A 13768-nucleotide genomic window follows, 5' to 3' on the forward strand; every position below is an offset into this window, starting at 1 on the left:
TTCGTCTAAACGATGTTGTCATGGTTATCTTTAATAAGTTGCTTTGAGTCCAAAAGTTATTGTCCTCGCAATTGGATAGTTTCCTCCTGTATTGTATCCTGACGTCAGGATATTTCCCATGGTGGTACCATCGGGATTCCAGCCCCTAAACTTGGTTTTTGTAAATAAATTTGTACCAGAAACATAAAGCTGCAGATCACTTAATTTTATCTTTTTCAACAAGCTTGAATCAAAGGTATAGGCGAGGCGCACATTTCGTAACCGAAAGTAGTCGCCATTATTGCGTTGCACAACAACAGAACTGCGCACCAGCTTTCGGCTATTGGAAAAGTTACCAAAATTGGGCTGCCCCAGAAACCCTCCAGGATTGTTTTCGGGATGATATCTGTTTTCAAAATAGTACTGCGAGGGAACAGCGAAGCCTTCGCCGGATTCAGTCAGTGAAGACATATCACCGTCCAGCAATGTCCGTCCATAAATGCCGGCGAAATCAAAACTAAAGTTAAACCGCTTATACGTGATATCTGAGCCAAAACCATAAGTCCATTTTGGTGCATATGAACCTTTTGAGGTTTTATCCTCTTCATTGATCTTGCCGTCGTTGTTGACATCGATGACGCGGTAATCGCCTGTCAGCGTTCCATCGAGATGTGGCGAATTATCTATCTCTGCCTGCGTTTTATACACCCCCTCAACGGTATAGGCGTAGATCTCCGCAATAGAACCACCTACTTTAGTTACGAAATTTTGATCAACACCAGTGGCTACCTTGGTTTGCCCCGGCCCTAAGGCCAACACTTTGTTGCTATTACGCGTGGCATTAGCATTAAAACCAATAGCGACCTTACCAATCATAAAATTATTACCGGATAATTGTGCTTCAAAACCTTTATTCTCCATTTCACCAACATTTGCCAGCGCTTCACTATAACCTGATTGAGCCGGGACGGGTACTTTGAGCAATAATCCTTTGGTATTGGTTTTGTAATATGCTAGTGAGAGATTTAACCTATTTTTTAAAAATCCTAGATCTAAGCCTATATTTTGTGCATTGGCAATTTCCCAACCAAGGTTAGGATTCGAAGATGTACTCGTAATATACCCCGGTGCGACCGTTGATCCATTGAGATAATCATAGTTGTATTTGGTATAGTCATTCAAATTGGTAACCAGCGCGTAAGAACTATAGTTGCCAATTTGGTTATTTCCCGTCTTTCCCCAACTTAAAGCCAATTTGGCAAAATTTAGGAAGTCATTTTCAGGAAAGAAATTCTCTTTGCTCATAACCCATCCCACCGATGCTGATGGGAAGTTTCCCCATCGATTGTTTTCACCAAACCGGGAGGAACCATCACGGCGTAGCGCTAAAGAGACAAGATACTTCGCATCATAATCATATTGAATACGGGAAAGAAAGGATTCTAATGTCCACATATCAATCTTAGGAACTGATCTTGTTGTACTCGCTCCTGCAATGTTCTGGATATTGTCATCAGCATACCCTGTCCCCGTAATTTTATTTAAATTGATCCGTTCTTTCTGAAAAGTATGACCTATTAACACATTAAATGAGTGCTTTTGAATCCGGAAGTCATAATTCAAGGTATTCTCTACGAGATAATTATAAGTTGATATCCGAGTTTGTGTTCCATCTGCGTCTGGTCTTGGCGCAGGAATCCGGTATGCCCCTACACTTAAAGGGTAATAGAAATCCGCTAAATAGGAATCGTAATCACCACCTAGGCTAAAACGGTATTTAAGCCCTTTAATAATCTCATAATTGAGAAAGATATTACCAAATGTTTTAAACCGCTGGTTAAGGTTTTTGACCAATGTTGATGTCGCTAGCAAATTTTCTACAGGAGTACCGTTAATTGCAACCCCTTCAAGAATACGCTGTTCTTGTACCAGTTGGTCACTGATATTCAAACTACCATCAGTCTTATAAGGGCTATAAAATGGGAAAGACAGTGGTATTAATCCCAGGGCGCCGTCACTTCTGCTCGATTGATCTCGTGCATTTTGGTGAGTATAACTCGGTTTGAGATGGATCCCGAAATCAAGTTTACTTGATATTTTGGTTTCCAAATTAACGGCAGCAGAATAGCGCTGCATATCAGACCCAATGACGACTCCTTTTTGGTTAAAATACCCGAGTGAGGTGTAGAACTTTGACTGTGATCCGCCGCCGCTGATATTAACATTGTAATTGGACATTGGTGCTGTTCGAAACGCTAAATCCATCCAATCTGTATTTGTTAAACCTTGCTGACCGTCAAGATAAGGTCTTAGATAATCCAGGGAAAGCTCTCTCCCATCAATGTTCTTGCCATTGATTTTTTTCGTAACACGTACCGAATTTGGATCAGAAGCACTTCGATTCATTGGATCTTTGGATACATAACCCCAATCTCGAGCTTCAGACAGGAATTGAGCCAACTGATAACCGTCCACAAGTTTTACGCCTGATGTCTGCTGCTGGAAACCGTAATAGGCATCAAAGCCTACTTTGGTCTTTTCGGCCCCCATCTTTCCCTCCTTGGTCGTCACCAGGATAACACCATTGGCAGCGCGTGAACCGTAAATTGCTGCGGATGCAGCATCTTTTAGAATATTGATACTTGCTATATCCGAAGGATTGATCGAGTTTAATGTATTTCCTTCGGATAGCGGGAAACCATCAACTACAATCAAAGGACTCGCCCCAGCAGTCAATGTGCCTCGTCCCCGAATGACAATTTGAGCGCTCGCTCCCGGTTGGCCATCAGCCTGATTAATCACAACACCAGAAACCTTCCCTGCCAATTGTTGCTCAAAACTGGCCGCTGCAGTCTTTTCTAGGCTTTTGGCGTCAATCTTACTGACAGCACCTACGATTTTTGCCCGAGATTGCTCGCCATACCCAATCACCACGATTTCATCCAACAATCTATTTTTGGTATTTAATTTAATGTCAAGCTGATCTTGGCCCTCTATTGTGGTACGGAAGGTATCATAGCCCACATGAGAAACCATCAAAACTTTTTCTGGCACATTGGGCACAGCTAGTCGATAACTCCCATCTGCTTGAGACAATGTTTTAACGCTGCTATTCAGAAATTCTATCGTAACACCGCTAACTGGTTTGTTGTCTTGATCACGGATAACACCAGCAAGAACCTGTTGTTGTTTAGCTGTCTTCATCAAACGTTTGACCGTAACAACCTTATCCTTAACAAAGAAATCCAGCGGAAAATTCCTTTTGAGGAAATCTATGGATTCGTTCATCGTCTTGAACTGAAGGGCTGTTTCCTCCACATAAAGCCCCTGCAGGTCACTTTCTACATAGTACACTTGGTATCCAAACTGCTTCCCCAGGTTGTTGATCGCGGAGCGTAAGGACAGTGATTTTAACTTGGCCTGCTGACCAAGAGTGTAAGGGGCCGCATCTGTCGATTCAGGAAATGCGGACCAAAACAATGAAAAAAGTATAGCAGAGGCTATAAAACTGTTTTTTTTCATAAATTTGAAATGATTTGAAAATTGATTCTAATTGTTTGAATTGATTTATTCACCGGTAATGGCTGTTACCGGTGTTTTTTATTTTAAGCTATATTGTTGTTCATTAATTCGGATCGGTTTTAGGTTTAGTGGGAAAGATATAATCTGTAGGATATCCTCAAAATTACCACTGAAAGCACCACTAACAACTTTGTCCTTTAGGCTATCTGGATAAGCTATTTTCATCTGGTAAGATTCTTCCAGTTGTTGTAACACGATAGCTAGCTCAGTGTGGTCAAACTTAAAAGTTCTCTTAGCGGATGGTAGCATATAATGCTTTTGTGTCGATCCCGCTTTAAAGCACCAGGCCTCTTCGGGCATTAAATAGGTTATATTCCCATCTTTATTGATCTTAACTTTTCCCTCAAATAGTTGTACCCGATGGTCGATATCCGTTTGAATGAGGTCAAACTTTGTACCCAGCACCTCAACATCAAAATCCATTGCATCAATCTGAAAAGGTTTATTTTTGTCCTTAGCGATATCAAAATATCCCTTCCCTCTGAAAGCTACTTTTCGTAAACTACTCCCAAATTCGGTAGATATAGTCAGCTCACTAAAGGGTTCCATGATGATATGGCTACCATCTTTAAGGTATACAGTATCACGATTGTTCATTGTCACAAAAGTGTAGTGTTCTGCTACATTTTTGGGCTGGAATATAAACCACGCTCCTAACAGCAATACGGGAAGAATAAGTAGCATACTTTTCCTCTTTTTTCTTTTAGCCCGTTCCTTTTTCTGGATACGTTGATCAATGTTTTCCCATAAGGATTCAGACGTCTCCTGTTTCACGGAGGGGTCCTCAGAAATTGCATCCCAGATTTCTTTCGGATCTTTTTTTCCTTTCGCCATATCGTATAGATGGTATCTATAAATTATTACGTCTATACCCCTATATCGTACACCCCCTATTTGGAAAAAAATTAAAAATTAGCGCGAAGAAAAGCCATGGCTTTGTTGATCTGCTTAGCAACGGCTGTTTTGGATATTTTGAATTTATGAGCAATCTCACTGTAACTTAACTCATCCACAACACTATCAAGTACCATTATTTTTCGACGTTCTGGCAAAGCTGACAATAATAAATTCAGTTTGTCTACTTTAATCTGATAGGCAGATTCGTCAAACCTCTCTTCGATTTCTGTTAACTCATAAGCGCTATCAAGGGAAGTAAATTGAACCTTTTGTTTTCTATAAAAATTGGCAATTTCCTGTTTGGAGGTTTTAAAAATTATTGCTTCTGGATTGGATACCCCATATAGCTTATGAACATAACGCCACAGGTGAATAAAAACTTCCTGTACTACATCTGCAGCATCATCCTGGGATTCAATATAGTATTGAACGAATAAAAATACTTTCTTATGGTATCTATTAAATAGGTCTTTGAAGTACTCCTTCTTCATAACGATTTTTATTCAAATCAGACAAACGATGTCTAAAAGCTAACTCATAATTGGTTAAGGTCTTTTACCTTTTACAGATAAATCTACAAAATTAGTAAGAACCCTACAATCCAAATTGAATATTAAGTTGTTCCAATAAGTTCACCAGACAAAAATACAAAGCCTATCACCATTATATGAGCAAAGTAGCAGATTTCATAATTTCTTAACACGAACTTGTATTTAAAACATAATACCCACCATGTACTGATAATTTTTATCCTGCTCGATCCCTTTGGTTAATTCACACAGCTGTAAACCTACTTTTCGTTATAAAGATCCAAGTCTAAGGTTTCTCCCAAAAAGTAACTAACGTGAGTTCGGTTTAAGCAGCAAGGAATAATTGATTTACTTGTTGTTCAAACTGAATATTTAATGATGGTTTTTTAGGAAAAAACGCATATGTTGCAAACGCTCCTAAAATATTCAATAAAAAGTTGTTCACTGACCGATCTCTAGTATGCTGTATCTTGCATATATTTTTTAGTTCGTCGTTCTCAGATTCTATTATGACTCTTTTTCTGAGCATAATTTTATCGGTCTGACTTAGGTTCATGCCTTTCATATTTTTCCGGGGCTTTGTTAACATCTGTATTCCATTTCCCCAAAGGATGTCTGCCATTGCTTTTGAGATATAGCCTTTATCTCCATAGAGTTTTCCAAAAATATCCTTTGTCATATCCATCATATGCCGCAGGTTCCTGTCATCAACATTACCTTTGGTGAGATAAAATGAAAGTATTTCCCTTTATCGTTGATAATCAGGTGTAGTTTGAAACCATAAAACCAACCAATGGAACACTGGCCTCTTTCGGCGGTATCCTTAAAGACCCTGTGCTGGTGAATCCCCTTGTATGACAAACTTTGAGTGGGTAGAATCGATGAAATTAATTCCTTCGCTCTTGCCCAAACAACACATTTTAACAAATAGCATGAATAGCACCGCACATCGAGGCTGTAATTCCACAAAGCGGTTATACGATGGCAGCCCCGGAAACAAGTCTGTCAGATGTGGCAATGCATAATACGTATAGAAGGACTTTAGATTATTAAACTGACCAGCGTGGAACAGGATCATCAAACTCATAAGCTCGCTTTCACAAAGACCAGCCTTACGATTTCGCTTACCTAATTTTCTGTCTTCGATTAGCTTTTCCTCCATAACTGGCTGAATTTCTTTGCAAAATATCAACTTTTACAAATATTTCTATAGCTTTATCTCTAAGCATAAGGCTTGATTTTATATTGTATTAATCTTATTTACAACTAATTATATACAAAAATCAAACCTTTTTTATTTTTTAAAACACTCTGTTTTAACGTTTTCCTTATCCCGAACTCACGTTAATAAGGTTTACTTATAAGAGCAGATGAGCACAAGGGCTATGTTTTTTTTTAAACACCTGGAGCAAGTTGTTCAGGGATTGAATGATAACCAAAGCTATAATGCGCCTCATGAGCAGGTAATAAAGATCGAATCAGAAATTATCGGTTCCCGGCTATCTGTGGCATTTTCGCTGGGGCCACGGTTGCGGGCTGGCATTATATAAAAGGCTCTCCCTATAATGAGCTGTATGGGAAGCAGGGCTATGAGGTGATATTGTACAATATTATGTGGGCCAGCCAGATGGTGATATCAGTTAAAATCTATGGCTTTTAGCTTTTCAACAAGTTAATGATAATCAATTTTTTGGTTTGTTTCTTACAATATTGTAATATAGCGGCATCTTTCGCTTATAATATGACTAAAAATTATGAACGAAGCAGAACTTATTAACGAGATCGCCACTGGTGCAGGTCTTACAAAAGTGCAGGCTGACAAAGCCCTGGACAGTTTTACAAATGCTGTGGTTTCCTCCGTTAAAAAATGTGATAATGTAACGCTTGGTGGTTTCGGTACCTTTTCAGTAACAGAGCGAGCAGCCCGTAACGGTCGTAATCCACAGACAGGCGACACCATAAAAATAAAGGCCAGGAAAATACCAAAATTCAAAGCTGGGAAAGCATTCTCCGAATCTGGAGCTAAAGCAAAGATTAAATAAAGAAGAAAGGTGATAATGTTACACTGTTGGTTTTGGCACTTTGTCGGTTAGCGATAGAGCTGCGCGTAACGATAGAAGTGAAAATAACTTTAACCTACCTAAATTCAAACAAATGCAATGCAAACAGCCCAATTTTCCTTGGATAGAAAATTTATTGCTGATCAGAACGTTTTATCACCACCAGACCTGCTTCCCATTTTCGTAGGTAAATATACGTTCCTCTTTCCCTTCGGTATGATTGCGCAGGAGCAGAAGCGCTCCTTTGGGAACACGCCCGTAATTCAGGCGCAGCTGACTATCCAGCGTCCCTGCACCGAGCGACACCCACTTGTCCTTCCAGTAAAAAAGTTCGTAGTTCATGCCCTGCATAATACCATTGGTATCATTCCGGGGACTGAGGCCAACTGCCGTGATCTTTGTCCTTTCCCCCAGGTCCAGCCCTATCCATTCCCCTTTATAGGTATCAGCTGCCTCGGTATAAATAAAATTATCCAGCCGACCGTCAAAAGCGATCTTTACATCTTCTGGTTTTACTTTAGCAGAAGCGACCGGCTTTCCTTTCAATGGGATCTGAAAAAGGCTGTCTGCGTAGACAGCGAGCTCTGCCAACGAACCAAAACTGCTGTCAGGGAAAACATACCGTATATATCGAAACGATCCATTGTTGCCATAATAATATTTGTTCATCGCCATCTCACTCCAGCTGATCTTAATGATCTCCTGTGCATCCGAAAAATCGGCGCTACCAGCCCCCTGAAATAATCCGCCCCTTACGAGCTCCAACCAGGCCCGCTGTTTTTCCCCAAGGGGGTATTTGCGGGAGAGCACCACTTTTTCAACCTCGCTGCCAGTGGGGCGGATCTCGCTCAGCCCACCATCTTTCTTCAGCAGTAGGGGAGCAGACAATGGCAGCATCTGACTTTTTATTGCCATTGGCAGATAGACAGCTCCCAGCCCGATATCTTTGAAGACGGCATTTTTACCATCTGCGGTTTCGGTGGATGAAAACGGGATCCACTTTTCGTTATCAAAGACGCAGATATAAATTGTTTCTCCCGGAACACAGCTATGATCTGGGAGTTTTAGGACAATATCCCTGACCGGAATATGCTCTTTTGTCACATCCAGCTGATAACGGTCAAAAAGTGCTGATACATCCCCCAGACTCACTTCATCCACCAGATAACGGTCATCCTGAATCCTATAAAAAGTACGGTATATCTTAGGGGCAACATTGCGGATCTCATTTTTACCGGGAGGAAGCTCCGCCCCCAGAAAACTGGCAAAGGAACCATCTTTCTTCCTGACCGAACAGAATTCATGGCCCATACTGCGGTCGGCCCAATGGGGGATCTGCTCCAGAATGACGGGGATCCCCATTGCTCGCATGGCATAATTGGCAAATCCCGCCTGATCCAGGCATTTTCCCATGCCACCTTTCAAAACTTCCAACGGCCCTAAAGCCGCAGGATAGGAAAACATCGCCGGATTAAAGGTGAACTTGTAGCGCAGGCTGTCATTGATCAGCCGGCAGGCATCAACTGGATCCGTACTCCCGATTTTCTCCATAGCCTGAACCAACCAGCTGAACTTTTCCCTATAAAGCGGCCGCCAGGATTCCAGCGGTTCATCGTAAAATCTGTACGGCAGGATATAATCACAAAATTCGTCAAATGTCAGGTGCTTGCTCCAGGGGTAATTCCAGGCTTCAAAGGCATGGTCGATATTTTCAATAAGCAACTGCGCATTGATAACTTTATTGTCAAAAACCTGCGAGGGGGATGGATTGACGGCCTTCGATTTGTTAATGACAGAATCCCATGCACGGTCGACCAACGGATCGGCATAAAACCGCCACATCTTACGATCTAAGCTATCCTCCAGATGTTTAACGTGATCGATCAGGTCGGACATCCCTTTTTGCAGATAGCCGGCATAGGAAAAATGGCCCGTCATATTGGCGATCAAAAAACGGGCAGCCCTCAGTTTGAGGCTGTCTCCCGGAGCTTTCGAATAATGGTCGAGCACCTGCTGGAGATTGCTCTTATTTTTTCCTGCAAAATCCAGTGATAGCGAGAGGAGCTGCTGCTCCGGGACTGTCCGCTGCTGCCCGTAAGAGATCAGGCCAGATAGCGATAATAAAAAAAATATTGTCAGAAGGGTTGCTTTCATACCTATTGTTTTTTCAGAAACATCTATTTAAACTAACTTTTCCATCCCCCTGCGTTTGCATTCGGAGCCATACATTGAATGTACCCGTACCTTTAAACAGAGCCAGCCCCGAACCGCTGAGCATTTCGAGCAGTGCAATTTCAAAGGAGCCGGTCAGCCCTGCTCTGTTGAGCGATTCCATCTGCATCCTGCTGTAGGTAAGTTCAAACCGGGTAAAGGCCGCCGGATCATCGAAATACCGTTCACCGAAGGCAAGAAATTTCTTCACATCCTCGATCATCAGCAGATAGGCGATGCCATTGTCCGAGACGACAGTGGTGATGAACCGTCCGGTATCATTTATTTTCTCATCTACCAGGGCAAAATAGACGGCCCGGATATCCGATCCGGAAAAATTGGGGTACAGTCCGCCATAATGACTGTGGATAAAACCATCGACCTGTCCCTGGGGGCTGAACTGAATGGATGCCTGTCCCGGCACCCCATTTATCGGCTGGTAACGGAATGTTTTTCCACCATTGGGCAGCAGCATGTACCCCGTCTCGTAATTTTTTGTCTGCGTGTCCCGGATCAAGGCAGTGAGCCTGTTGCTAAATACCGTATCGCGCTCCAATAGGCCGATCTCCCCGCAAAGCCCTTTTGGGGATGGCGGATCCGGCGGTGGAAGGGGATCATCTTTCCGACAGGCGGTCATCAGGCTGGCCATAGCCAGCAACATACATACATAACTAGTTATCTTTTTCATATGTACAGGTTTCTTGTTTTATGCGGTCTATGATAGGTGACTGAACTTTGACGGGTTTGGCACAGAGCATGGCCGCAATTTTTTTTGCTTTTTGCTCCTGCCGTGTTTCCCGGTAAAATTGCAGCAGCTTATAAAACGGGACAAAACGTTTTGGATCCATATAGGCTGCATATCTATAGGCCTGTTCTGCCGTCTTCAGATTGCCCAGCGATTTTTCCATATCGCCGATGGCCAGATGATGTTCAATACTGTTCCCGTACCGCAATGAACGCTCCAATACAGCCAGACCCGCCTCAATTTGCCCCAGTTCGGCCAGTTCACTTCCGTAATTATAGAGAAAGGATGCATTATTGGAAAGGAGTGGATATATCCTTGCATAGGTTCTCATCGAATCGCCTTCCTGTTCGGCGAGATGCTGTTTTGCTTCCTTCCAGCAGCATACGGCATAAATCCGGAGCATTGCTCCACCGGTCAGCACCAATAGTGCCCCAAGGCATATAAACCTAAATAGTGGCTTTATGACGATAAGTTTTATGCCACCTGCCAAACCCGGCATGGAAGCGATTGCGGCGATGGAAAATGTTGCAAGGAGCGACAGTGAGATATCGGATAAAGGATAGGAAAAAAGACCGAAAATGAAAATGACCAATAACAGGCAAAACAATAGCATTCCGGTCTTTGAAGAACTATTCTTTTTAAGGACGAGGGAAATAGCTGTTAAAATTGCTCCCAAAAACAGAAATCCAACGATGCCGCCCTCGATGAGTATCCGCAAAGGTTCGTTAAAGGCATAATAATTGACGGAAGCCAGCTGTATTTCTTCTGCGGAACCTTTTCCGGCCATAAAATAACCGGCCTGATAATCCGGATAGGAATTGTAGAAACTACCGTAGCCCTGACCGAACAGGGGGGAATCCAGTACCATATTGAGGCTTATTTTCCAGATCAGCAGACGTCCCTGAAAAGAACTGAAATCGGTCTGTGACAGGAGTACACAACAGCTGGCTATAACGATCAGTACCGTAAAAACGGCCAATCTTCGCCATTGCCTTAACAGATCAGGGATAGCTGGCCGGCTCATGGCTAAATAACAGCCAATGCCCGCTATGGCGGATATGCAGGCCGTAAGGGAGCGGGAAAGTACCAGTGCGCATCCGCACAGCAATAGCGCCGATCCGTACAGGAACCCATTTTTATGCCATCGCTCGATCAGCATGATGGCGGCCATGCAAAAACCGATGGCAACAAAACAGCCATAGATCCCCGGATTGATAAAAAGTCCCACGGACTTATAGTCCGGGTGGAATGGGGACAATACACCTATATATTGCAGCAGGCCGATAATGGACTGGAACAATGCGATTCCGATCACTCCGTTCGTTAGACCTGAAATTAGTTTACGAGAGCCCTGTACCGAAATATTGCGTATCAATAGGTAGAACAGCAGGTTTATGACCGGCAGCAGGATCCGGTCGGTCGGTGGAAAAGGGTATGATTGCGCCGCGGCATTGACCAAGAGATAAGCCAGGTAGAGCAGAAATAATCTATCTATACCGCTTATTGTCAAAAATAATCTTTTGTACAGGCCAAAACAGCTGGTTGCTGTCAGGGCTAAAACGGCGGGCAAGCCCAATTCCCCGGCCCAGAAGGATGCTCCACGGTTCAGGTAGCCGGTACAGGAAGCCATACCGATAAGAAAAATTGGTAAACAATGTAAGCTGTCATTTGCAAAACCAGATGGGCTTGGGTTAATTTTTCTCATCTCATGCTTTTCGGTTCGTTGGATAGATCGGGATTAAAGGTTCCCTGTTCCACCTCGGTAAACCTTGTTATTATCCCCTCATTAAGATTGTAGATTGGCTAAAACATCCGATTACAGTGTAATCAGGTGTTTTAGCCAATCATTAACTCAACGCCACAAGCTAGCGTATTGAACAATTTCTACCATTATTTGAAATTAAAGGATCTCATCACATACGGATAGTAGTCCTTATTGAAACTTCTGGGGATTGATATTGAACCCCGTGCTGTTTTGCGTACCTGCTGGTCAAGTTCCTTAAATTGTTCGACAGTGATGTTGTCAGCTTTTGCAAACATGTATCTCAGATCAAATAATTTAGCGTTTTTATCAAAATAGAATGTGATCTGTATACGGGCTGAATCACCCAAAATGCTTCTTTTGACCTTCAGGATTTCATCGTTATTGATGGTTAAAAACCATCTTGGAATAGATTCCCTTGCTTCCTTATGATCTTTTTCAATCTTCAATATTTTTTCAGAATTGCCCTCGCTGCTGATAAAGATATTGGAGTCAGATTCCTGTGATCCCATAATCCTAACGGAATAGTTTACATTTCCGACTTTAAAGATTCCATTTGACAGCCTGCCCTCTTGAGCTTCCGTCGTATTTATATTCAGGATCATTAATATAATGATGCCATATAATAGTTTTATCATATTTTTCATAACAGAATTTTATTTACAGTTGATACCTGCTGTTGATAACATATTTATTAAGGCCAGTGGCTTAAGCGTGTCAAAGATCTCCGATTTGTAATATTTTGATTTGGTCGCATAAATTTTTAGATAATTGTAATAGCCATCCATGACACCGGTTTCATTGAATACCTCAGCCCCTTTAAAGTTGCCATTGCTGTCATAGAACTTTTTAAACCAGTTTCGGTATGACTCATCCAAGACATCAAACTCCGCAGTGGTAAATAAGGTTCTATCCAACTGGTTTAAATAACCATCACCAATGCCTTCAACAAGATCTGTCATCAACTGGGTTTCAAACTCGATATTTGCAAAGCCTTTTGAATTGCCCCCCATCGAACTAAAGTTAGGGTACAAACCGCTGATATTCTGATAGTAATGGATCAGTTCGTGGAAGAAGACTTCATTGGAAACATAATCTCCAGCTATAAATCCCACTGTGTTATTTGAATAGGTGCCATTGGCTCCCGTAGGGGACTCTTTCAGACAGATATTCAGCGGATTTCCGTTCTGTTTCTGCTGTAGGTTCTTAAAGAAAGCAGCCATAAAACAGGGGCTTACCGTATAGTTAGACATGATTCCACTTTTTAGCTCGTTCAGCGCTTTGGTAACCAGGTCAACAAACTGTTTATTGTCCCCGCCACATTTAAAAATAATCTCAATGGGTGTCGGTTCCGGTGTTCCCGGGTATGTGCCGCCCCCGATAATTGGAGGGAAGGTAGGCAATGTCGGGGTTCCGATAATGGTTCCAGTTCCCGGGGTACCCGGCCATGGACGTGTGACCACAACTTCAGGTAATTCCCCTCCCATTTCGGTACCCATCAGGACGATATTACGTTTGTTCGTAACCGCTTTGAGCACATATCTATTTTTACCATCAAAATAGCCTATGTCCAGCATCCTGCCATTTATGGTAAATGTTCCCACAGCTGTTGAATCCTCTCGGGCAAAGTCATATTGACGCACTAGCCCTGTGTACGAGCCGTCGTAATAAGTTACCTGCAACTCCCGTGTGCTCTTTGCATCAGTTAATATCAAGGTGGTATAAAGGGTAGAATCCCCCTTTTTTTTGACGACCGTCCCGTTCCAGTCGGGCTTGTTCATGTTTGCAAAGGCCTGTGGGTTTTCATTGGGCAGAAGCTGGCGCCCATACCATTCAGCCATTTCGGCCACATCTTCAGGAAGCCTGGTCTCAAGGATCCTTTCATCTTTTCGGCAGGCATAGACCAGACACAGTAAAAATACTGCTGACAGAACGTACTTTAAGTTTCTTTTCATTTTCGTTCAATAATTGGTTTCAATTGTTTAATCTGACATCTAGCCTG

Annotated in this window: 10 protein-coding genes and 1 pseudogene; 1 reads left to right on the forward strand and 10 read right to left on the reverse strand. The window is 42.5% G+C overall.

The genetic code is table 11. The annotated features are described in order from the left end of the window. Positions 1 to 30 precede the first annotated feature (30 nt). The 5 genes and pseudogenes from BWD42_RS12855 to BWD42_RS24990 all read right to left on the reverse strand — a co-directional run bounded on the left by BWD42_RS12855 (position 31) and on the right by BWD42_RS24990 (position 6150). Positions 31 to 3501, reverse strand: coding sequence for a SusC/RagA family TonB-linked outer membrane protein (locus BWD42_RS12855; RefSeq protein WP_077436777.1), 3471 nt, complete (start codon positions 3499 to 3501; stop codon positions 31 to 33). A 78-nt stretch (positions 3502 to 3579) separates the two neighbouring features. Further along, the gene (locus BWD42_RS12860) at positions 3580 to 4395 is read right to left on the reverse strand and encodes a FecR family protein (RefSeq protein ID WP_077436778.1); all 816 of its coding nucleotides are present in this window, start codon (positions 4393 to 4395) and stop codon (positions 3580 to 3582) included. 71 nt (positions 4396 to 4466) lie between these two features. Next, a complete protein-coding gene (locus BWD42_RS12865) occupies positions 4467 to 4949 on the reverse strand; it encodes an RNA polymerase sigma factor (protein WP_077436779.1) in 483 nt (160 codons plus the stop codon). A 364-nt stretch (positions 4950 to 5313) separates the two neighbouring features. After that, a pseudogene (locus BWD42_RS25250) lies at positions 5314 to 5915 on the reverse strand (IS982 family transposase). Then, positions 5812 to 6150 (reverse strand): hypothetical protein, encoded by a 339-nt coding sequence (locus tag BWD42_RS24990; RefSeq protein WP_254846232.1) that lies wholly within the window; start codon positions 6148 to 6150, stop codon positions 5812 to 5814. The pseudogene BWD42_RS25250 and the gene BWD42_RS24990 overlap by 104 nt, the downstream one beginning before the upstream one ends. A gap of 592 nt (positions 6151 to 6742) precedes the next feature. On the opposite strand from BWD42_RS24990, the gene BWD42_RS12875 reads away from it, so the two are divergent. Beyond that, complete coding sequence (locus BWD42_RS12875; RefSeq protein WP_077436780.1) at positions 6743 to 7030, forward strand: HU family DNA-binding protein; 288 nt, start codon at positions 6743 to 6745, stop codon at positions 7028 to 7030. Positions 7031 to 7204: 174 nt separating this feature from the next. Here the strand turns inward: BWD42_RS12875 and BWD42_RS12880 are convergent, their stop codons facing one another. From BWD42_RS12880 to BWD42_RS12900, 5 genes are all read right to left on the reverse strand, one after another. Next, complete coding sequence (locus BWD42_RS12880) at positions 7205 to 9202, reverse strand: transglutaminase domain-containing protein (RefSeq protein ID WP_077436781.1); 1998 nt, start codon at positions 9200 to 9202, stop codon at positions 7205 to 7207. 13 nt (positions 9203 to 9215) lie between these two features. Then, positions 9216 to 9947: a hypothetical protein gene (locus BWD42_RS12885; protein WP_077436782.1), complete on the reverse strand. Its 732-nt coding sequence runs from the start codon at positions 9945 to 9947 to the stop codon at positions 9216 to 9218. Further along, a complete protein-coding gene (locus BWD42_RS12890; protein ID WP_077436783.1) occupies positions 9931 to 11709 on the reverse strand; it encodes an O-antigen ligase family protein in 1779 nt (592 codons plus the stop codon). Before BWD42_RS12890 ends, BWD42_RS12885 begins: the two co-directional genes overlap by 17 nt. A 185-nt stretch (positions 11710 to 11894) precedes the next feature. Then, positions 11895 to 12413, reverse strand: a complete 519-nt coding sequence (locus BWD42_RS12895; RefSeq protein WP_077436784.1) for a hypothetical protein — start codon at positions 12411 to 12413, stop codon at positions 11895 to 11897. Positions 12414 to 12422: 9 nt separating this feature from the next. Beyond that, positions 12423 to 13721 carry a hypothetical protein gene (locus BWD42_RS12900; protein WP_077436785.1) on the reverse strand — a complete coding sequence of 433 codons (1299 nt, stop codon included), beginning with the start codon at positions 13719 to 13721 and terminating at the stop codon, positions 12423 to 12425. Positions 13722 to 13768 lie beyond the last annotated feature (47 nt).

This window comes from Sphingobacterium sp. CZ-UAM, from assembly GCF_002000245.1.
GTDB lineage: Bacteria > Bacteroidota > Bacteroidia > Sphingobacteriales > Sphingobacteriaceae > Sphingobacterium.